The following is a 20,460-nucleotide window of genomic DNA, read 5'->3' as shown; positions in this document are numbered from 1 at the left end:
CGGCCCAGGCATGATCCAAACGACAGGCCTAAGCCTCCGCCGGCTGCCGTACGTTCGCACGGACCCAGTCCACGATCGACGCGGTGGTGGCGCCCGGGGTGAAGATCTCGGCGACGCCCTTCTCCTTCAACGGCGCGATGTCGGCCTCGGGGATGATGCCGCCGCCGAAGACCTTGATGTCCGCCGCGTCCCGCTCCTTGAGCAGCTCGATGACGGCCGCGAAGAGCGTGTTGTGGGCGCCGGAGAGGATGGACAGGCCGATCGCGTCGGCGTCCTCCTGGATCGCGGTGTCGACGATCTGCTCCGGCGTCTGGTGGAGGCCGGTGTAAATGACCTCCATACCGGCGTCGCGCAGCGCCCGCGCGATCACCTTGGCCCCGCGATCGTGGCCGTCGAGCCCCGGCTTGGCCACCACCACGCGGATCGGACCGGCTGCCACACCCATCACTGCCTCCATCAAACGACTGCACCGAACCCGTACCGAACGTCACGACACGTAGCGCACACGAACCACCACAGTACGTACAGCAACACACCGTACGAACCACGTACACGGCACGCACACCACGCATATCGCTTATACCGCCACCCACCGCGCCGGATGCGTCCGCGGGCACAGACGCCCCGTACCACAACGGCCGGGGAAGTGAACGAACGTTATCGCCAGCATCCCGCAACCGGCAGTTTCGCGGTGGAGACCGAGGGGGAAATCACATAATGGGACACGTTCGCCGCGTACGGTTCCGAGTTCCCGCGGCACACGCGTCACGGAGGCGGGCGGCATTCGGGCCGCGCGCACCGGGAGGCGGGCGCCGCGGTCGGGACCTTACGCAAGGAGAGCCGCCACGAGGTGGCCGCACCACCGCCCCGCCGGCGGGAGACGGCAGCGGAGGTGAGGCGCTTCGGCGATGGCACGAGCAAGGAAGCGGGGAATCACGGTCGTACGGAGTCCGGGACAGCCTGTGCCGTGAGGACAGCGGGGTGTCGCGTCGCCGGAACGGCACGTACCCTCGTCGCGTCACCGACGCCCCATGCGTCGCACACGCCGCACTCGCACCAGTCGCCCACCTCCGCGGGGGCTCACCACGAGGGCACAGCGGGGGACAAGGACGTCCTCCCCGGTGCCGACGGGAGGTCGGCCATGAAGGTCACCCGGGCTTCACTGCCCTTTCTGCCGCTCTGCCAGCGCCTCTGGCCCGTCAGACTGGCAGGACTGTCGGTGACCCTCCTGAAGGCGACCGCCCTGGAGTTCGCGATTCTCGCCGGGCATCTGCTGCTCTATCCGTCCGGGATCATCCAGGAGCGCCGCTGCGTTCCCGCCCCTCCGGCCCCCGACGACACCACCGCCCCGCTGCCGACCGAGTCCAGGCCACCGGTCGTCCTGCTGCACGGCTTCATAGACAACCGGTCCGTGTTCGTCCTGTTGCGCCGTTCGCTCGCCCAGCACGGCCGACGGCAGATCGAGTCACTCAACTACTCGCCTCTCACCTGCGACATTCGCACCGCCGCCGAGCTGCTCGGCCGACACATAGAGGAGATCTGCGAGCGTACGGGCCGTGAGCGCGTGGACATCGTCGGGCACAGTCTCGGCGGACTCATAGCGCGGTACTACGTACAGCGACTCGGCGGCGACATGCGCGTGCGCACGCTCGTCACGCTCGGCACTCCGCACGGAGGCACACGCGTGGCCCCGCTGGCCGACGCGCACCCCATCGTGCGCCAGATGCGCCCCGGCTCGCCGGTGCTCGAGGAGTTGCGCGAGCCGGCGCCCGGCTGCCGTACGCGGTTCGTGGCCTTCTGGAGCGATCTCGACCACCTGATGGCCCCGCTGGAAACCGCCTGCGTCGACCATCCGGACCTGACCGCGCGGAACGTGCGGGTGAGCGGCATCGGGCACCTCGCCCTGCCCGTTCATCCCACGGTCGCCGCCGAGATACGGCAGGCACTCGACCTCGACGAGACGACACCCGAGGCAGGTTGTGGATCAACAGGGCAGGGGGGAAACCACGCAGGGGGCCTGACCGTGGCCTAAACGCTCGAAATCGGCCGAAAATCCGGCAGAAGCCGTCGATTCGAGTCGTGACTCGACGCTCGAACCATCACCGGCACAGCCACTCGACAGCCACCGCCCGGTCGCGCACTCTCGAACGCGCATCGAACACAAGGCCAAGGCTGGGTCCGCAGTCCACCGAAAGACGCTCGAATGCCCGTTTCCTGCGAGCATGAAACCCGTTGAAGATTGTCGCGCCCGCGTACCGCCGGGTACAGTCGCCGCACTGCTCTGCCAGCCCCTGTCGTCGAGGCGAAAGAGAAGTTGGTGAACGACCGTCACCCGCCGGGGACTGCGACTACCCCGGCTCCGGCTTCCGATGCTGCCTCGGCGCACTACGCGCCGTACGGCCACCAGGAAGCCTCGTACGGCGACTTCACCACGTACGACGGTTACGGCGCCACCGGTTTTGACACCGGTCACCACGCCACCATCACCGCCGACACGGGCTTCGCGACCACGGCGTTCGCGACCGCGACCTTCGAGGCCGACCCCCTCTTCGGCGACCTGCCGGGCGACGGCGCGACCGGCTCGTACGACTCCTCACAGTGGTCCACGGGCAGCCAGCAGACGCTGGACTACGACCCGTACGCGGTCCAGCAGCAGACCGCCTACGACACCGGTGGCTACGACTCCGGCAACTGGGCAACCGGTTACCACAGCCTCGGCCAGATCCCCACGCAGTCCCCGAGCCCCGAAGCGACCGGCCAGTGGGAGGCGAACGGATGGCTGCAGGCCGACCAGCTCGGCCAGGCAAGCCAGTTGGGGCAGTCCGACCAGACCCAGCAGTGGACGGGCGCGCACCTCTTCGACACCGGCGTCTACGACGCCACGCAGTGGAACAGCGACGGCACCCCCGGCGATCACGACGCGAACGGCCATGAGTCGTACGAGGCGTACGAGCAACAACCGTCGGCCGACGGGTACGAGCACCCCTCCCCCGACGCCTTCGACCAGCAGGCGACCGCGGCCTTCGAGCAGATCGACCCCTACGGCGACGGGCAACCGGCCGCCACGGAGGGTGGGTTCGAGGGAGCCGGCGACACCGACGGACACGGAGCGGACCGTTCCACACTGCTGGACGACGAAGAGGAAACCCCGTCCGGGGCTCCGCTCGCCTCGGCGGCCGCCGGAACCCCGACCGGCTCCGGCCGGGCGGCGGCCCGCGCGGCCCAGCGCTCGCGCCGGCGCGCGCCGGCGAAGCGTTCTGGGCCGGCGAAGCGTTCCGCCGTGCTGACGATCGCCGTGCCGTCGGCGTGCGTCATGGGTGTCGCGGGGATCGCCGCCGCCTCCGTGGGCGGTGGCGACGACGACGCCAACAGGACGACGGCCGCCGCGTCGGACGCGACCGCGGTCAAGCCGTCCATGGCCAACAACAAGCTCGACACCCAGCTCGAGAGCCTCTCGGCCGGGGCGGACGACTTCGCCGACCGCGCGAGCCGGACCCAGGAGCGCATCGACCTCAAGGCACAGCAGGAGGCCGAGAAGAAGCGGGCGGCGGCGGAGGCGGCGCGCAAGGAGCGCCTGCGCCCGAAGTTCGCGCTCCCGGTCGCGCAGAAGGGGCTCAGCGCGTACTACGGCCAGTCCGGCATCAACTGGATGTCCGTGCACACCGGCATAGACTTCCCGGTCTCGTACGGCACGCCGGTGATGGCGGCAACGGACGGAACCGTGCGGACCCAGTGGAACAGCGCCTACGGCAACATGGTCATCGTGACCGCCAAGGACGGTACGGAGACCTGGTACTGCCACCTCTCCACCTACAAGGTCCCTTCCGGAACGACGGTGAAGGCCGGCGACGTGATCGCCTACTCCGGCAATTCCGGCAACTCGACCGGCCCGCACCTGCACTTCGAGGTACACCCCGCGGGCGGCTCGGCGATAGACCCGCTGCCGTGGCTGCGGAGCCACGGGATCGACCCGACGTAGCCCGTCCCGGCGTCACTCACCCCACAGCGTTCTCATCCCGCAGCGTTCTCGTCCCGCAGCACCCCACACCGCTGTCCACCCACACCGCTGCCCGCCGCAGAACAAAGAATGACCGGGCCCCTGCGGGAAGCGGGGGCCCCGACCCGTGTCCGGAGCCTGGCCCCCTACAGCTTCTCCACCGGCGCGTACCGCAGGAGCAGCCGCTTCGGCTTGGTGTCGCCGAAGTCGATCGTCGCCTCGGCGTTGGCACCCGTGCCCTTGACGGCGACGACCGTGCCCAGGCCGAACTGGTCGTGGGTGACGCGGTCGCCGACGGCCAGGGAGACGACCGGCTTCTCGGAGGCGCGTCGCGTCGCGAAACCGGAGGCGCCCGCGGCGGACGAACGGGAGCGCGAGGACGACAGGGAGGCAGCGATACCCGAGGCGGGCCCGGAGGACACGGGGGCCGCGGGCGCGCCCGTGCGCTTCCAGTCCAGGTGCGTGGCCGGGATCTCCTCCAGGAAGCGGGACGGCGGGTTGTACGACGGCTGGCCCCAGGCGCTGCGCATGGTGGAGCGGGTCAGGTAGAGCCGTTCCCTCGCGCGCGTGATGCCCACGTACGCCAGGCGCCGCTCCTCCTCCAGCTCCTTGGTCTGGCCGAGGGCGCGCATGTGCGGGAAGACCCCGTCCTCCATGCCGGTGAGGAAGACGACCGGGAACTCCAGACCCTTGGCGGTGTGGAGGGTCATCAGCGTGATGACGCCGTCACCGTCCTCCTCGTCCGGGATCTGGTCGGAGTCGGCGACCAGGGCGACCTGCTCCAGGAAGTCGGCGAGCGTGCCCGCCTCGCCCTCGGCGCGCTCCTGCTCGAACTCCAGGGCCACGGCGGCGAGTTCCTGGAGGTTCTCGATGCGGGTCTCGTCCTGGGGGTCGGTCGAGGCCTGCAACTCGGCCAGGTAGCCGGTGCGTTCGAGGATGGCCTCCAGGACCGTGGCCGGGCCGGCGCCCGAGTCGACGATCGTGCGCAGGTCCTCCATGAGCGTGTTGAACCGCTTGACGGCGTTCGTGGAGCGCGCCGCCATGCCGTACGCCTCGTCGACGCGCCGCAGCGCCTGCGGGAAGCTGATCTTCTCGCGCTGGGCGAGCGCGTCGATCATCGCTTCGGCGCGCTCGCCGATGCCGCGCTTGGGGACGTTAAGGATACGGCGCAGCGGGACCGAGTCCTCCGGGTTGGCCAGGACCCTGAGGTAGGCCAGGACGTCCCGGACCTCCTTGCGCTCGTAGAAGCGGACGCCACCGACGACCTTGTAGGGCAGGCCGACGCGGATGAAGACCTCTTCGAAGACACGGGACTGGGCGTTCGTACGGTAGAAGACGGCGACGTCGCCGGCCTTCGCGTCGCCCGCGTCCGTCAGCCGGTCTATCTCGTCGGCGACGAACTGCGCCTCGTCGTGCTCGGTGTCCGCCACATAGCCGGTGATGCGGGCGCCCGCGCCCGCGTTGGTCCACAGGTTCTTGGGGCGGCGGGACTCGTTGCGCTCGATGACGGCGTTGGCGGCGCTCAGGATCGTCTGGGTGGAGCGGTAGTTCTGCTCCAGCAGGATCGTCGTCGCGTCCGGGTAGTCCTCCTCGAACTGGAGGATGTTGCGGATCGTGGCCCCGCGGAAAGCGTAGATCGACTGGTCGGCGTCACCCACGACGCACAGCTCGGCGGGCTGGAGGTCGTCCGGGCCCGGCGGTACGTCCACGGGGTGCTCGGAAGTGCCGACGAGTTCCCGGACGAGGGCGTACTGGGCGTGGTTGGTGTCCTGGTACTCGTCGACGAGGACGTGGCGGAAGCGGCGGCGGTAGTGCTCGGCGACGTCCGGGAAGGCGCGCAACAGGTTGACCGTCGTCATGATCAGGTCGTCGAAGTCGAGGGCGTTGGCCTCGCGCAGCCGCGACTGGTAGAGCGCGTACGCCTGGGCGAGGGTCTTCTCGAAGCCGTCGGCGGCCTGGGCGGCGAAGTCCTCCTCGTCGATCAGCTCGTTCTTCAGGTTCGAGATCTTGGCGCTGAACGACTTGGGCGGGAAGCGCTTGGGATCGAGGTCCAGGTCACGGCAGACGAGCGCCATCAGCCGCTTGCTGTCGGCGGCGTCGTAGATCGAGAAGGACGACGTGAAGCCGAGCTTCTTGCTCTCCCGCCGCAGGATCCGTACGCACGCGCTGTGGAACGTCATCACCCACATCGCGTTCGCCCGCGGGCCGACGAGCTGCTCGACGCGCTCCTTCATCTCGCCCGCGGCCTTGTTGGTGAAGGTGATCGCGAGGATCTGGCCCGGGTGGACGTGCCGCTCGCCGAGGAGGTGGGCGATGCGGTGGGTGAGCACGCGGGTCTTGCCGGAGCCGGCGCCGGCCACGATGAGCAGGGGGGTGCCGGAGTGGACGACCGCCGCGCGCTGGTTCTCGTTCAGCCCCTCCAGGAGCGCGGCCGGGTCCACCGCGGGGCGGGGGGCGCCGTCGCGGTAGTACGCGTCCCTGTCCGGCGGCACGTCGAACCGGCCGCCGAACAGGTCGTCCGGAATCGGCTCCGGCACGTGCTCGTCCTCGGGCGGTGGCGGGGGCTCTTCCTCATGGGCCCGCGGGGCCTTGAGGTCCGCCAGGAAGCTGTCGTCAAAGAGGCTGCTCATCGCTCTCCGAGTCTAGGCCGCCCCACCGACACCGAGGGGCCGCCCCGCGAACTCGGCCCGGCCCCCGTCCGGCCGACGATCGTCCGGAGCCGACCACCAGGGCGATCCTCACTGTCCGGACTCGTGCCGTCACAACCGGTGACCGCGCCGCGTGCGCCGGGTACACGTGCCACCCCATCCACCAAACTGCCTATTCGCCAGTACATGGAATAAGACAGACGGATCTCACACAAAGAGCGAACCCCTTCATACCAACCCGGATTCGCCACGATCAGCGACGCCCCGCGTCAAGGTCACGAAAACGTATCGGGCATATCGCGCACCAACCTTCACAGCGGCCACACGAGTTGGCTAGCGTTCTTGTGGGCCGCTCGACCCAACCGGCGAACGTCGCCGGGCCGTGCGGCCTCCGCCGAGTCCGGCGCACCCTCGCGGAGCCGGAGCCGGGGACCCAACCGACCTTGGGGTGAATCGGCCCACCTGCCGTACGCGGCACGGGCCGTAGGGCACACCTTCCGATGCAAGCGCCCGAACCCGACAGCTAACTCGGTAGGCGGACTACGGAAGGAGCCCGCCTTTCATGGCGCCGCACCGCAAGTCGCGTCCTGCCCGGACGCGCGCAGGCATACGGACACCCGCCCTGGCGACGGCGGCACTGACGTCCATGGCCCTGTTCTCCCAGACGGCGAACGCCGCGCCCTCGACCGACGACAAACCGAGCCTCGAAGAGGTCGAGAAGAAGGTCGGCGACCTCTACCGCCAGGCCGGGTCGGCGACCGAGAAGTACAACGCCGCCGAGGAGAGGACGACCAAGCAGAAGAAGCGTGTCGACACGCTTCTGGACGATGTCGCCAAGCGTACGGAGAAGCTCAACGAGGCCCGGGAGAGGCTGGGTTCGTTCGCCGCCGCCCAGTACCGGACCGGCGCCGCCTCCCCGGACACGGCCGCGATGCTGCTGGCGGACGACCCGCAGGACTACTTCGACCAGACCCAGCTGATGAACCGCTTGACGGAACGTCAGAAGGACGTGGTCGACGACTACATCACCCAGCAGACGGAGACGGCTCAGAAGCGCCAGGAGGCCACCGAGAGCCTCCAGTCGCTCACCGACTCCCAGGCCAGGCTGAAGTCGGCCAAGGCACAGGTCCAGGCGAAGCTCACCGAGGCCCGTGAGCTGCTGGCCAAGCTGACCGCCGAGGAGAAGGCCCGCCTCGCGGCCATCGAGCAGGAGAAGCGGGCGGAGGCCGAGCGCCGGGCGGCGGAGCTCGCGCGACAGCAGGCGGCCGAGGCGGAGCAGCAGCAGGCGGCGCAGCAGCAGGCAGCCGAGGAGCAGACCGCCGGCAGCACCTCCACGGTCGAGGCCCCGGCCGAGGACTCCACGTACGCCACGAAGGCCGCCAAGGCCCTTACGTTCGCTCGCGCGCAGATCGGCAAGCCCTACGTCTGGGGCGCGACCGGGCCGGACTCGTACGACTGCTCCGGGCTCACCCAGGCCGCCTGGAAGGCCGCCGGCGTCGACCTGCCGCGCACCACGTATGACCAGGTCAACGCGGGCAGGACCGTCTCGCTTGCCGACGCCAGGCCCGGTGACCTCGTCTTCTTCTACGACGACATCAGTCACGTCGGCCTGTACATCGGCAACGGCATGATGATCCACGCGCCCAAGCCGGGGGCCTACGTCCGCGAGGAGTCGATCTTCTACGACGGCGAGTCGGCGATCCACAGCGTGGTGCGGCCGGCATAACGCCCCCACTGTCCCGCCCGGCCCTGATCTCGGCTCCTCGCCGGCGGTCAGGGCCGGCACCGGCTTCCTCGCCGGCCTTCAGGGCCGCACCGGCCTCCTGGCCCAGAGCGGGCCGCGCACCGGCTCGGCTTTCGCGGACGGCCGGGGCAGAATACGGTCCGGGTCAGGTCCAGAGCACCGCGATGAAGATGTTCGCCGTGGTCAGGGCGCCCACGAGGGCGAACAGCCCCTTCTCCACCCGCTCCTCGTCGCGCTTCACGTAGACGAGCCCGAGGATCACGACCAGCAGAGCCAGCTTCACACCGATCTTGATGTTGTTGACCGGCTGGTCGTCGGCCTGGTTGAGGCCGACCAGGACGGCGCCGGTGATGAGCATCGTCAGCGCGCCGTGCAGCATGGCGGGCACGAAACGGGCCGTCCCCTGCCCCATCGCCTTCATCTGGGTGAGGAAGCCGCCCAGGAGGGAGGCGATGCCGATGATGTGCAGGGCGACGAAGAGATGGATGAGTACGTCCATGGAGCCGGAGCCTAACCAGGGGCCCTCGCGCGGCCGGTCACCGGGCCCGCTGATCCGTCGCATATATGCGCCCTTAGCACCGCTTCACGTCCCTTTGGCGCGAAACTGCCGCATCGGTCATCGCTCCGCGTGAAGTCGGCGCCGCCGGACGGAGATCACGGTCACATACGGTCACTGGTGGTCCACTGGCACCAATTCCGTACATGGCGTTACCAAGCGGACACATCCAGGCTTAGCGTCCTCCCCCAGGTGGCCGGCTCCCCACCGTCGCCCGAGCCAGGGGCGGCAGTCGGGCACCTCCGCCGAGAGGTCCGGCGGCGGCTCGCTCCCCCTGTGCGGCCGCCGCCGGATGCGCGACCGTCGATCCCCACGGCGGTCCGGCCGACAGGCCGTCTCGGTCGTACGTCGCACGAAAGGACGTGACGCCCACTTGCCAGCGCACCGCAGGCCCAGACAGCGCCCCCTCGGCGGCAACACGGCTCGTACCGCCTTCACCATCGCCCTGGCGGGCGCGGCGAGCGCGGCCGGCTTCGACGGCACCGGGCACGCCGAACCACAGCTCACACCGGCGCAGGTCCAGGCGAAGGTGAACAAGTTGTACGAGGAGGCGGAGGCCGCCACCGAGCAGTACAACGGCGCGCGGGAGAGGGCCGGCGAGGCGAGGGAGCGGCTGGAGGACCTGCGGGACGAGGCGGCACGCCGGACGGAGGGGCTGAACTCGGCGCGCGAGAAGCTCGGTTCGATGGCGGCGGCGCAGTACCGCGGCGGCGGCATGGATCCCGCGCTGCAGCTCGCGCTGAGCGACGACCCGGACGCGTACCTGGACGGCGCGGCCTTCGCGGAACGGATGGGCAGCCGTCAGGCATCGGACGTGGCGAACGTGCGGAGGCAGTTGAGGGAGATCGGGCGACTGCGGGGCGCCGCGCGCATCGAACTCTCCCGGCTGGCGTCCAGGCAGACGGACCTCGAGCGACACAAGCGGACAATCACCGGAAAGCTGGGCGAGGCAAGGCGTCTGCTGGCGGGGCTCTCGAAGGACGAGCGGACGTGGCCGGCCCCGGAGGGAGGCGCAGGGCACGCTTCGCGGGCCGGGCTCGCGGCCCGTGGCCTCGGCCCCCTCTCGGCGGCCTCCTCCACCGACCGGGCACCCAGCCCACGGGCGGCCACGGCGCTCTCGTACGCGTACGGCAAGCTCGGCAGCCCGTACGTGTGGGGCGCGACCGGCCCCGACGCCTTCGACTGCTCAGGGCTCGCGCAGGCGGCGTACCGCGCGGCCGGGGTCTCACTGCCCCGGACGACATACGCGCAGATCGGCGCGGGACAGCGCGTCGCGCGCTCCCAGCTTCTGCCCGGTGACCTGGTGTTCTTCTACTCCGGGATCAGCCATGTGGGCATCTACGCGGGGAACGGGCAGATGATCCACGCGCCCCGTCCGGGGGCGCCTGTGCGGGTGGCGCCGGTGGACGAGATGCCGTTCGCGGGGGCCACGCGGGTGGTGTGAGCCCCGCGCGCGGGCTCCGCGGACGGTGCGATCCGGGTCAGATCACGCGGAAGAGGTCGACGGCGGCGTGGACATCGGTGAGGTCCTCGACGGAACGGAGGTTGTCGCACAGGGTGTCCAGGACCGAGTCGGCCTCGGCGACCCGGGGCGCGCCGACCGCGACGCCGAAGACCCGGAAACCCAGGCGGTGCTTGGCCTCGTTCCAGCCGCGCATCCACTGTTCGGTGACGCCGCAGTCGTCGTCGGTGATCATCACGATGTCGCCCCGTCTGCGGCTGGTGTCGTTGAACTCCTCTTCCAGCAGCTCGGCGGCCGCCGACAGCGGCCGCTGGTAGCTCGTGCCGCCGCCGAGGAAGGTCTCCGCGAAGTCGAGGGTCCGGGCGATCCCGGCGGGCCGGTCGGCCGGGAAACGGAAGACCTGGATCTTGTCGGCGGCGGAGAACAGGATGCCCACGAAGTCACGCCCCGCGTGCCGGGCCTGATCCAGCAGCGCCAGGGCGCATGCCTTGGCCCACGCCTCCCGGGTGACTCCGCCGGGCCCCGCCTCGTACATGGAGTGCGAGGTGTCCACGCACACGATGATCGCGCCCTGGCCGCTGGTCTGCTCGCCCTGGCTGTCGTAGAGCATCAGTTCGCCGGCGGCGTAGCGCACGGCGAACACCGCACGCAGCTCGGGCACGCCGAGAGCCGCCAGCTCGGAGGGGATGACACGGGAGAGGTCGTTGCCGAGCGTGACACCGACCAGTTCGCCCGTGGCGTTCTCCACCTTGCGGGCGCGCTCGCCGCCCGCCATCTGACGGAAGCGGCCGATCAGCTCGGCCCACTGCGCGAGACGGCTCGTGCGCAACCGCTCGGCGAGCCGAGCGCGCTGCTCGAACGGCATCCGGTCCAGCTCGCCGGGACCGACGCCCCACGCCCGCACCAGCGCGGCCTCCTCCCGCACGGCCTCGGCGGCCTTCGCCGCCGCGTTCCGCGCGGCGGCACTGACACCGGGGACCGCCGCCGCGAGGGCCTGCGTGGCGTACTGGGCGGCCTGCCGCGCGGCGGCGTCGGCGGCCTCGGCTGCCTCCATCGCCCGTCGTGCGGCGTCGGCGAACGAGGCCGGCACGGTGCCCGCCCCCTCGGACCAGTCCGCCTCGTCGGCGGCCCGCTGGAGCGCCTCGCTCACCGCTGCCGCCGCGCCTTCGGCGTCCTGCCGGGCCCTGCTCGCCTGCTCGGACCGCTCCTGGGCCGGACGGGAGCGCTCCAGCAGCCCCCGCAGCACAGCGGCCTGGGCGAGCACGGCCATGGCGGCTGCGTAGGGGTCACCGGCCGTCTCCCGATGCAGCTCGGCGAACTCCGGTGACTCCACCAGGCAGGTGATGACCTGGTGGTTGACCAGCCGGGAGGGGTCCATCTCCGCGCGCTCCCGCAAGCGCGGGCGGACCTTGTAGGCGGCCAGGAACACGTCGGTCAGGAGGTCGGTCGTGCAGTCGTGGCGCTCGGTCAGTTCCCGCGCGAGGTCGCGCAGTCCGGCCGACTGCTCGTAGGTGTCACGCCACGCGATCCGGTCGAACCGGTCCGCGACCACGGCCGCGGTGTGCCGCGTGGGAGGGGTGGCGGACGACAGGCCCAGCCATTTCCCGGCCCCGCTCGCCAGCTCGTCGATCTTGCTCAGTGCCCTGTCGGCCATCTCACTGCCCTGCCGTCCATCTCAGCGTTCTCTGCCGTCCTCTCGGCGTCCTGCCGCCCTCTCCGGCGTCCTGCCGCCCTTCTCGGGCGTCCTGTCCATGGGCCTGTCCCGCCGGTGGTCAGAGCTGGGCCTGCACCATGCTCGCGTCCACGCCGAGGGCCTCAGTGAGAACACGGGCGCGGACAGCGCGCTGGCGGCCGGTGACCCGGTCGATGGCCGCGGTGGAGCGGCCCGCGCTCGCCGCCTCCTCACGCAGCTTCTCCAGGCGCTTCCCCGCCATGGCGAGCTTGTTGTGGGCCTTTTTGATGACCCAGTCGCTCAGCGCCTCGCGAGACTGTCCTGCCATGGCGTCGAGCTGGGCCTCCAGCTCATCGATGGCGTCGGCCAGGTCGAGTGCCTCCTTCGCGTCGGGGTTGACCAGGTGCAGCACCTCGCGCTCGACGGTGGGGCGTTCGGCGGGCGAGTCCCACAGCACGTGGGTCAGCACCGACAGGTCGGTCTCGGCGACCGCCGGGCGGCCGTCGAGGTAGGCGGACGCCTGGAGCAGTCCCACCGCCTGCCGCCAACGGCGGTCGGAGGCGACGAGTTCCTTGCGGCGCAGGGCGGCCCGCAGCGTACACACCGCGTCCACGATCACGTCCGGAACGTCCACGGCCGGGACGGCTTCGGTCACGGCGTGCTGCAGGGCGGCCAGCTCGATGGTGGTCCGCGACCGCGCCGCCGGGCGGCTGACGGCGGAACGGACCAGCGCGGCGAAGTTCGAGGGGTCTTCCAGGTACCCGACCTCGATCCGCACCAGCAGTCGGTCGTAGATCGCGGCCGCGTCCTCTTCGCCCGGCAGCTCGTTGCTCGCCGTGATGGCTCCGATCAGGGGGCAGCGGATCGGCTCGCCGCCGTTCTCGGGGTGGTAGATCCTCTCGTTGAGGTAGCCCAGTGTCTCGTTCAGCGCAGCCGTGGAGCACTTGAAGATCTCGTCGATGAACGCGACATGCGCGGTCGTGGCCCGGCCGTCATAGACCTGGCGGTACTCGCCGCGGGCCAGCGCGGCCACGTCGATGGGACCGAACATCCTCGTCGGCGCGGTGAACTTCGACAGGAGGATCTCCCAGTAGGCCGCCCCCTCGACTCTGCCCGTGAGCTCCCGCGCCATCTCGGACTTCGCCGTTCCGGGCGGGCCGAGCACTAACGAGTGCTGCCCGGCCAGCAGCGTGACCACCAGCGTCCGCACCACGTCGTCCCGCTCGTAGAAACGGTCCGACAACTCGTCGCTGATCGCCCGCAGCCGCTTGGCCGTGTCCCCCGCGTCCCGCATGCTCTGCGCGTCCTGTACGTCCATGTCCAACTCCTGACGTGTGACGTTCTGTTGGGTTGCCGAAACGCAATTCTCCGGTTGTAGGGACCGAACCTACGACGGAGCGAGGAGTCGCTGAGGGCCAACCCGGAGTCAGTGGACCCCGCCGAGTCCGCGCAGCACCTCGCCCAGCGTCGCCACCCCCTCCGCGACGGCCGTGGCCGGGGAGGCGGCGTAGCCGAGGAGGAGCCCGGGCGGTCCCGGACGCTGGCGGTGCCAGGAGAGGGGATGGACCTTGACGCCCCGGGCGAGCGCGGCCGCCGCCAGCTCGGTGTCGGCGAGCTCCCCCCGTCCCCGCGCCGCTGCGGTCCTGTCCGCCGCCCCACCGAAGGTGATCAGCAGGTGGAGTCCGGCGGCCGCGCCGTGGACCGCCGCTCCGGGCAGGTGCTCCCGTATCGCCGTGATCATCGCGTCCCGGCGGCTTCGGTGCCGGTGCCGCAACTTCCGTAGGTGCCGCTCCAGTTCACCGGTCTCCATCAGCCGGGCGAGGACGAGCTGGGGCAGCGAGGGATTACCCAGGTCGGCGAAGCGCTTGGCGGCCACGAGGGCGTCCCGATAGCGCGGTGGCGCCACCACCCACCCCGTACGCAGCGCGGGCGCCAGCAGCTTGGACACGCTCCCCGCGTAGCAGACCCTCTCCGGCAGCATCGCCCGCAGCGCGGGTACGGGCGGGCGGTCGTACCGGTGCTCCGCGTCGTAGTCGTCCTCCACGATCAGCCCGCCCTTCTCCGCCCACCGCATGAGATCCCGTCTCCGCGCGCCCCCGAGCACGACCCCGGTCGGGAACTGGTGCGCCGGGGTGAGCAAAACGGCTCCCCCTGCGCGGAGTTCGGACACACGGACGCCCTGTCCGTCCACCGGAACCGGCGGTGTACGCAGCCCCTGCCGCTGGAGATGCTGCCGCACACCGAGCGATCCGGGCTCCTCCACCGCGATCTCCTCGACAGCGTCCTCCCGGAGCACCTGCCCGATCAGCGCCAGTGCCTGCGCGGTCCCGGCCACGATCAGCACCTCGTCGGGGTCCGCCCGAATGTTCCGGTACCGCGCCAGCCATCCGGCCACAGCCCGCCGCAACTCCGGTGTGCCCCGCGGATCGCCGTACGCGAAGCCGTTCGGAGCCAACTCGTCGAGCACAGCCCGTTCGGCGCGGAGCCAGGCCACCCGTGGGAAGGCGGTGAGGTCGGGGACTCCGGGTGAGAGGTCGATCCGGGCGGGCACGGAGCGGACGACGTCGAAGACGTCGTCATCAGGTGGAGCGGCGAACAGTTGGTCGGCCGCTCGGCTCGCCGCCGGTGACGGGTGCCGGGCCGGTGTGGGCGGGAGCGCGGGCGCCGCCGTCACGACCGTCCCCTTGCGCCCTTGCCCGGCCACGTGGCCGTCCTCCGTGAGCCGTTGGTACGCCTCGGTCACCAGGCCGCGGGACACGCGGAGCTCGGCGGCGAGCACCCGGGTCGCGGGGAGCCGGCTGCCCACGGGCAGCCGTCCGTCGGCGATCGCGCTCCGCAGCCGGCCTGCCAGCCACTCGGCCCGCCCTCCGGACGGGGCGTCCCTGATGTCGAGTTGCAGGAAGTCGGTGCCTTCACCGGGACCAACGGCGGATCCGCCGCCGGAGCCGACCGACGACCCTTCACCGGAACTCACCGCGCATCCCCCAACCTCTTTGGACCTGTCGTCAGACAGGTCCTTGGCTCTGTTCACCGAACCATTGTCGAACGATGCTCATCCCATGACCGCTTCCGCACCCATGCCTCCCGACTACGTCCACGGCTACTCCGACCACGAGACCCGCCGCCTCGGAGACCAGGCCGACACCCTGGCGACGCTGCTCCACCACGACACGGCGTTCCCGGCGGGCAGCAAGGTCCTGGAGGCGGGCTGCGGAGTCGGAGCCCAGACCGTCCACCTCGTGACCATGAACCCGGAAACCCACTTCACGGCGGTCGACATCTCGGCGTCCTCGCTGGCCCAGGCCCGCGCCCGGGTGACGGCTCACGCACCCCGCGCCCATGTGACCTGGACCCAGGCGAACATCTTCGACCTTCCTTTCACCGACGCCGAGTTCGACCACGTCTTCGTCTGCTTCGTGCTGGAACACCTGGACGCTCCCCACCAGGCGCTCACCTCCCTGCGCCGCGTCCTGCGGCCCGGCGGCAGCCTCACCGTCATCGAAGGCGACCACGGTTCGGCGTTCTTTCACCCCGACAGCGCCCACGCCCAGGCCGCGATCGACTGCCAGATCCGCCTTCAGTCCGGCGGAGGCGGGAACGCCCTCATCGGCCGTCAACTCCATCCCCTTCTCTCGGAATCCGGCTTCGAGGACATCACCGTTCACCCCCGCACGGTCTACGCCGACCGCTCCCGCCCCGCCCTGGTGAACGGCTTCACCCGGAACACGTTCATCGCCATGATCGAGTCCGTCCGGGAGGACGCCCTGGCCGCAGGCCTGATCACTCCCTCCGACTGGGACCGAGGCATCGCCGACCTGCACCGAACGGCGACGGACGAAGGGACGTTCCACTACACGTTCTTCAAGGCGGTGGCCGTGAACCCTCGCGGGAACGGTCAGGCCAGTCCAAGCGGTAGGGCTGGGTGAAGCGCGGCCCTGGCCGGTGCCCCGGCCAGGGCTCCCGCCCGGCTCGGAACAGGGCCCGGCTCGGAACAGGGCCCGGCTCGGAGCGGGGCTCGGTTCATACCAGCCGTCGTGCCGTCGCCCACCTCGTCAGCTCGTGCCGGTTGGACAACTGCAACTTCCGCAGTACCGCCGAGACATGGGACTCCACCGTCTTGACGGAGATGTACAGCTGCTTGGCGATCTCCTTGTACGCGTAGCCACGGGCGATGAGGCGCAGGACCTCACGCTCACGCTGGGTGAGACGGTCCAGGTCCTCGTCGACGGGCGGGGCGTCCGTGGAGGCGAAGGCGTCGAGGACGAAGCCGGCCAGCCTCGGCGAGAACACCGCGTCGCCCTCCTGGACGCGAAAGATCGAGTCGACCAGGTCCGTACCGGTGATCGTCTTGGTGACGTACCCTCGGGCACCTCCCCGGATGACTCCGATGACGTCCTCCGCCGCGTCCGAGACGGAGAGGGCGAGGAAGCGGACGGGCTGCTCGACGTCGGACATCAACGCGGCGCACCGGCGCAGTACTTCGACGCCGCCACCGCCCGGGAGGTGCACATCGAGGAGCACCACCTCGGGCCGTGCGGCCGTGATGACGCTCACCGCCTGGTCGACGTCAGCCGCCTCTCCGACGACCTCGACACCAGTATTCTCCGTCTGCCCGATCTCCGCCTGCACGCCCGTGCGGAACATGCGGTGGTCGTCGACCAGTACGACCCGGACCCGGCGCCCCGGTGCCGAACCGGCCGCCTCCGCCGGCTCACTACCCCGGGCCGGCTCGGCCCCCTGCGTCAACTCGCTCCCTCTCTCCCCCACCGAACCCCCTGGTGCGTCCGCGGCCGCCTCGACGCCCGCCTGATCGGCGGGACCCGCAGGGCCGGTGGGGCCGGTACCGGGGAACGTCCCGTCCGGCCTGGCCTGACCGCTCGCCCCGTTCGCGTCGCTCATGACGTCGCCTCCGCCTTCTCCATCTCCAGCTCGACCTCCGTGCCGCCGTCCGGTACGGCGCGGAGCCGTGCCGTACCGCCGTTGCGCTCCATGCGACCGATGATCGATTCTCTGACACCCATGCGGTCGGCGGGTATCGAGTCGAGGTCGAAGCCGGGACCCCTGTCACGCACGGACACGAAGACCGTTCTCCCCTCGACTTCGGCGTAGACCTGTACGGCGCCGCCCTCGCCACCGTACTTGGCGGCGTTCACCATCGCCTCGCGCGCGGCCTGCATCTGCGCGCCCAGGCGCTCGTCGAGGGGACAGTCACCGACGACCACGACCTCGATGGGGACGCCGTGCTTGTCCTCCACCTCTGCGGCGCTGCGCTTCACGGCCTCCGCCAGGGTGTTGGGCTCGTCGTCCTGGTCCTTGCCGGTGCCCTCGGGTTTGTAGAGCCAGTTGCGCAGGTCGCGCTCCTGAGCTCGGGCCAGGCGGCGCACCTCGTTCGCGTTCTCGGCGTTGCGTTGTATCAGCGTCAGGGTGTGCAGCACGGAGTCGTGGACGTGGGCCGCCACCTCCGCCCGCTCCTGGGCGCGGATACGCATCAGCCGCTCCTCGGAGAGGTCCTGCGTCATGCGGACGAGATACGGGCCGGCGAGCAGCGCTATCCCCACGAGGACCGCGAGCGCGGCCTGCAGGACCGAGCCGAGGTGGGCCGCGGAGCCCTGTAGGACGAATATCCCGGAGACGCCCGCGGTGACGAGCAGGACACCACCCACGGAACGGAGCAGCGTGAGCGTGCGCCGACGGCGGCCGACCTCGACCCAGCGGGCCCGTCGCGCGTTGTCCGCCTGGCGCCAGACCAGGGCGACACCGGCGGCGACCAGCACGGTCGGCCACAGGTACGCCTTGGCTCCGTCGCCGAGGTTCACATTGCCGACGAAGACCATGGCCACAACGACCATGAGGAGCAGGGCGACGATCTGCCCCCTGTCCGGCCTGCGGGCCACGAGCTTGCGCCGGCCGTCCGGTGAGGTCTCGGTGGAGACGGCCGGGGGCCGCTGGTTGTCGACACCGCCCACGCCGAGCGGGACGAAGAACCAGAACGCCGCGTACAACAGGGCGCCGAGGCCGTCCGCGAGGAACAGGCCGACGAACACGAGCCTCAGCCAGGTCACGGGCAGCCCGAGATGCCCTGCGAGCCCTCGCGCCACGCCTCCGAGCCAGCGACCGTCGCTGCTCCGGTAGAGCTTGCGCGGGGGCCGCGGGACGTCGACTGGCACTGCTGCGGCTTCCGGCATGCCATCGATGTTCACACGCATGGCGGCCCGGGGCATCAGGGTCTGTCCCGGAGACACCCCTGATCTTCGACCGGGTCGTGATCGAACAGTTCCCGGGGCGAATATCAGGGTTCGGCCAGGGTCATCCCGACTGCCGCCACGCGGTCACGGCGGTCACGATGGACACATGACAGATCAGCAGCACGCGGCACCGGAGCCGGGCCCCGGCTCGGGCGCCCGGCGGCCGGCCACCGAGCCGCAGGACGCCATGCCCGCCCCGGACGAGGGCGGCACCACGCCCGGACCGGGCCAGGGCAAGGAGCCGCGCGCGCAGCTGGGCGCGCACACGCATGCGAGTGCGGGTGTGCGTGCGGGCGCGGGCACACCCGCGGACCAGGTAAACCCAACCGGGCAGCACGAGCCCGCGGACAGGACAGCGGGCGACGCACCGACCGGGGCCACGGGTTGGGCCTCCGGAAGGACCCCACACTCCGGGCCCACGGCTCAGGTGGCCGCCGACGCCCCCACCCCGCCCCCCACCAGGTTCCAGCGTGACCGGCGGCACAGGATGATCGGCGGGGTCTGCGCAGGACTGGGGCGGCAGTGCGACATGGATCCGGTGATCTTCCGGATCGTGCTCACGGTGCTGTCGGTGGCCGGCGGCACAGGTCTCATCTTCTACGGCTTCGTGTGGCTGTTCGTTCCGTACGACGACGAGGAGGAGAACGAGCTACGCAAACTGCTGACCGGCCGTGTCGACGGCCAGGCCCTGGCGGCCGTGCTCTTCGCCCTGGTCGGCTGCGGCGTCTTCCTCACCATGCTGGGCAACGGCGGGGTGCTGACCTTCGCGGTCGTCCTCGCCCTGCTCCTCGCGGGCGCCGGATACTGGTCGCGGAAGCGAGGCGCCCCCGATCCCGACCCGCTCGCGGCACAGGCCGTCGCCGACGCGCCCCCGGAGGCGCAGGCGCCCCCTGTCCCGGCCTCCTACCCGTCCTGGTGGCGCGACCCGATCGTCAAGGACGGCACACACGTGGGCGGGACGGGCTATCTGTGGGGGCCGTGGGAGGCCCATGGCCGCGATGTCGCGGCGGCCATCAACATCGCTCGGGGAACACCGTCCCGCCCGGACATACGTACCGCCCAGAGGCCCAACCCACGCGGGCCGCGCTGGATAGGCGGCTGGGTATTCCTCCTCGCGCTGCTGGCCGGCGGTCTCGGCACAAAGCTGGCGTGGGACGACCACGCGCTCGGGACGAGTCTGCAGACCGGCCTGGCCTGCGCCCTCGCCGTGTTCGGACTGGGCATCGGGATCAGCGCGTTCCTGGGGCGTACGGGCGCGGGGTCGATTTTCCTCGCGGTGGTGACGGCGGGTCTGCTGGTGTGCTCGGCAGCGCTCCCGGCGAACGTCAACACCCAATGGATACGCACGACCTGGGCGCCGGCCACCGTAGCCGACATACAGCCGGCGTACGAGCTGGGCACGGGTGTGGGCACGTTGGACCTGACGCGTGTGGATGTGCCGGAGGGGAGGACGGTGACGACCGGCGCGGAGGTGGGCGTGGGCAAGCTGAAAGTGGTACTCCCCCCGGACGTCACGGTGCGTCTGACGATCGAAGTGGGCGTGGGAGACATCCAGTTGCCGGGCGACAAGAAGGAGGACGTGGACGTGGCACCGGACAAGGAGAAGCAACTGACCCTTTCCGCCGTGAAGGGCTCCACCGACGGCGGGAAGTCCGGCGGCACGATCGATGTCAGCCTCGAGGTCGGCGTGGGCCAGGCGGAGGTGACTCGTGCTGCGGCATGACGTTGAGCCCGGGAAGCTCGTCGCGGGCTTCTTCCTCACCCTCACCGCCCTCGTCTACGCCGGAGACGCGGGCGGGGCCTGGGAGACCCCCTGGTTCGTGGCCGTACCCCTCGTCACCGGTGGCCTCTGTCTGGCAGGCGTGACGGCGTTCCTGACGCACGCCATACGCCGCCGATCGTCCCCGCGCGCGGGGCAGGCCCCCGAGAACAGGCAGGCCTCGGGCGCCGGGGGGCCGGGCAGGTTCACGTAGCCGCCCGTGGGCGGCGCCCGGTCGTCCGGTGCCTGGGCACCGCTGTGCCCGGTCGACCCTGTGCCGGGTGGCTCCCGTGCGGCACGGCCGGGGACGAGATGAGCGTGGACCTCCACTCCGACAGACCGAGCGAGGCAGCAGGTCGCAGACGTGCGGCAGACGG

The 20,460-nt window shown here is 70.8% G+C and carries 15 protein-coding genes and 1 riboswitch; of the genes, 7 read left to right on the top strand and 8 right to left on the bottom strand.

Annotated elements, in window-relative coordinates:
* Positions 1-28: 28 nt before the first annotated feature.
* A complete protein-coding gene (locus tag ACZ49J_RS21595) occupies positions 29-445 on the bottom strand; it encodes a cobalamin B12-binding domain-containing protein (protein ID WP_467450092.1) in 417 nt (138 codons plus the stop codon).
* A gap of 696 nt (positions 446-1,141) precedes the next feature.
* Between ACZ49J_RS21595 and ACZ49J_RS21590 the strand changes: the two genes are divergently transcribed.
* Both ACZ49J_RS21590 and ACZ49J_RS21585 read left to right on the top strand, forming a co-directional pair.
* Positions 1,142-2,032, top strand: coding sequence for an esterase/lipase family protein (locus tag ACZ49J_RS21590; protein ID WP_467450090.1), 891 nt, complete (start codon positions 1,142-1,144; stop codon positions 2,030-2,032).
* Positions 2,033-2,317: 285 nt separating this feature from the next.
* A complete protein-coding gene (locus ACZ49J_RS21585) occupies positions 2,318-3,979 on the top strand; it encodes a M23 family metallopeptidase (protein WP_467450088.1) in 1,662 nt (553 codons plus the stop codon).
* Positions 3,980-4,143: 164 nt separating this feature from the next.
* On the opposite strand, the gene pcrA is transcribed toward ACZ49J_RS21585, so the two are convergent.
* Positions 4,144-6,627 carry a DNA helicase PcrA gene (gene pcrA / locus ACZ49J_RS21580; RefSeq protein ID WP_467450086.1) on the bottom strand — a complete coding sequence of 828 codons (2,484 nt, stop codon included), beginning with the start codon at positions 6,625-6,627 and terminating at the stop codon, positions 4,144-4,146.
* 400 nt (positions 6,628-7,027) lie between these two features.
* Positions 7,028-7,198: riboswitch (cyclic di-AMP (ydaO/yuaA leader) on the top strand.
* Positions 7,199-7,207: 9 nt separating this feature from the next.
* On the opposite strand from pcrA, the gene ACZ49J_RS21575 reads away from it, so the two are divergent.
* On the top strand, positions 7,208-8,371 hold the full coding sequence (locus ACZ49J_RS21575) for a C40 family peptidase (protein WP_467450084.1): 1,164 nt from the start codon (positions 7,208-7,210) through the stop codon (positions 8,369-8,371).
* A gap of 163 nt (positions 8,372-8,534) precedes the next feature.
* Here ACZ49J_RS21575 and ACZ49J_RS21570 read toward each other — a convergent pair whose 3' ends face one another.
* Positions 8,535-8,888 (bottom strand): hypothetical protein, encoded by a 354-nt coding sequence (locus ACZ49J_RS21570; RefSeq protein WP_467450082.1) that lies wholly within the window; start codon positions 8,886-8,888, stop codon positions 8,535-8,537.
* Between the two features lie 430 nt (positions 8,889-9,318).
* On the opposite strand from ACZ49J_RS21570, the gene ACZ49J_RS21565 reads away from it, so the two are divergent.
* Positions 9,319-10,389: a C40 family peptidase gene (locus ACZ49J_RS21565; RefSeq protein ID WP_467450079.1), complete on the top strand. Its 1,071-nt coding sequence runs from the start codon at positions 9,319-9,321 to the stop codon at positions 10,387-10,389.
* 37 nt (positions 10,390-10,426) lie between these two features.
* Here ACZ49J_RS21565 and ACZ49J_RS21560 read toward each other — a convergent pair whose 3' ends face one another.
* The 3 genes from ACZ49J_RS21560 to pdxR form a co-directional block, all read right to left on the bottom strand.
* A complete protein-coding gene (locus ACZ49J_RS21560) occupies positions 10,427-12,061 on the bottom strand; it encodes a vWA domain-containing protein (protein ID WP_467450077.1) in 1,635 nt (544 codons plus the stop codon).
* A gap of 118 nt (positions 12,062-12,179) precedes the next feature.
* Entirely contained in the window at positions 12,180-13,397 is a 1,218-nt protein-coding gene (locus ACZ49J_RS21555) for an AAA family ATPase (protein ID WP_467450075.1), read from the bottom strand.
* A 108-nt stretch (positions 13,398-13,505) separates the two neighbouring features.
* Positions 13,506-15,053, bottom strand: a complete 1,548-nt coding sequence (gene pdxR / locus ACZ49J_RS21550) for a MocR-like pyridoxine biosynthesis transcription factor PdxR (RefSeq protein ID WP_467450073.1) — start codon at positions 15,051-15,053, stop codon at positions 13,506-13,508.
* 85 nt (positions 15,054-15,138) lie between these two features.
* On the opposite strand from pdxR, the gene ACZ49J_RS21545 reads away from it, so the two are divergent.
* On the top strand, positions 15,139-16,005 hold the full coding sequence (locus ACZ49J_RS21545) for a methyltransferase domain-containing protein (RefSeq protein WP_467450071.1): 867 nt from the start codon (positions 15,139-15,141) through the stop codon (positions 16,003-16,005).
* Positions 16,006-16,099: 94 nt separating this feature from the next.
* Here ACZ49J_RS21545 and ACZ49J_RS21540 read toward each other — a convergent pair whose 3' ends face one another.
* Both ACZ49J_RS21540 and ACZ49J_RS21535 read right to left on the bottom strand, forming a co-directional pair.
* Positions 16,100-16,978, bottom strand: a complete 879-nt coding sequence (locus ACZ49J_RS21540; protein WP_467450070.1) for a LuxR C-terminal-related transcriptional regulator — start codon at positions 16,976-16,978, stop codon at positions 16,100-16,102.
* Positions 16,975-18,300 carry a PspC domain-containing protein gene (locus tag ACZ49J_RS21535; RefSeq protein ID WP_467450069.1) on the bottom strand — a complete coding sequence of 442 codons (1,326 nt, stop codon included), beginning with the start codon at positions 18,298-18,300 and terminating at the stop codon, positions 16,975-16,977. Before ACZ49J_RS21535 ends, ACZ49J_RS21540 begins: the two co-directional genes overlap by 4 nt.
* Positions 18,301-18,430: 130 nt before the next feature.
* On the opposite strand from ACZ49J_RS21535, the gene ACZ49J_RS21530 reads away from it, so the two are divergent.
* Positions 18,431-20,047 carry a PspC domain-containing protein gene (locus tag ACZ49J_RS21530; RefSeq protein WP_467450068.1) on the top strand — a complete coding sequence of 539 codons (1,617 nt, stop codon included), beginning with the start codon at positions 18,431-18,433 and terminating at the stop codon, positions 20,045-20,047.
* Positions 20,034-20,297 carry a hypothetical protein gene (locus tag ACZ49J_RS21525; RefSeq protein WP_467450066.1) on the top strand — a complete coding sequence of 88 codons (264 nt, stop codon included), beginning with the start codon at positions 20,034-20,036 and terminating at the stop codon, positions 20,295-20,297. Before ACZ49J_RS21530 ends, ACZ49J_RS21525 begins: the two co-directional genes overlap by 14 nt.
* Positions 20,298-20,460: the final 163 nt, after the last annotated feature.

This window comes from Streptomyces sp. NPDC030840 (assembly GCF_055572015.1).
Note: the sequence above shows the minus strand (reverse complement) of the source record. Positions and strands in the feature narration are given on the sequence as shown.

Excerpts from the sequence above, each read along its gene's own strand:
- ACZ49J_RS21540 (WP_467450070.1), bottom strand. The coding sequence starts at position 16,978 with ATGAGCGACGCGAACGGGGCGAGCGGTCAGGCCAGGCCGGACGGGACG.
- ACZ49J_RS21575 (WP_467450084.1), top strand. The coding sequence starts at position 7,208 with ATGGCGCCGCACCGCAAGTCGCGTCCTGCCCGGACGCGCGCAGGCATA.
- ACZ49J_RS21535 (WP_467450069.1), bottom strand. The coding sequence starts at position 18,300 with ATGCCCCGGGCCGCCATGCGTGTGAACATCGATGGCATGCCGGAAGCC.
- pcrA (WP_467450086.1), bottom strand. The coding sequence starts at position 6,627 with ATGAGCAGCCTCTTTGACGACAGCTTCCTGGCGGACCTCAAGGCCCCG.
- ACZ49J_RS21555 (WP_467450075.1), bottom strand. The coding sequence starts at position 13,397 with ATGGACGTACAGGACGCGCAGAGCATGCGGGACGCGGGGGACACGGCC.
- ACZ49J_RS21530 (WP_467450068.1), top strand. The coding sequence starts at position 18,431 with ATGACAGATCAGCAGCACGCGGCACCGGAGCCGGGCCCCGGCTCGGGC.
- ACZ49J_RS21590 (WP_467450090.1), top strand. The coding sequence starts at position 1,142 with ATGAAGGTCACCCGGGCTTCACTGCCCTTTCTGCCGCTCTGCCAGCGC.
- ACZ49J_RS21570 (WP_467450082.1), bottom strand. The coding sequence starts at position 8,888 with ATGGACGTACTCATCCATCTCTTCGTCGCCCTGCACATCATCGGCATC.
- ACZ49J_RS21560 (WP_467450077.1), bottom strand. The coding sequence starts at position 12,061 with ATGGCCGACAGGGCACTGAGCAAGATCGACGAGCTGGCGAGCGGGGCC.
- ACZ49J_RS21595 (WP_467450092.1), bottom strand. The coding sequence starts at position 445 with ATGGGTGTGGCAGCCGGTCCGATCCGCGTGGTGGTGGCCAAGCCGGGG.
- ACZ49J_RS21545 (WP_467450071.1), top strand. The coding sequence starts at position 15,139 with ATGACCGCTTCCGCACCCATGCCTCCCGACTACGTCCACGGCTACTCC.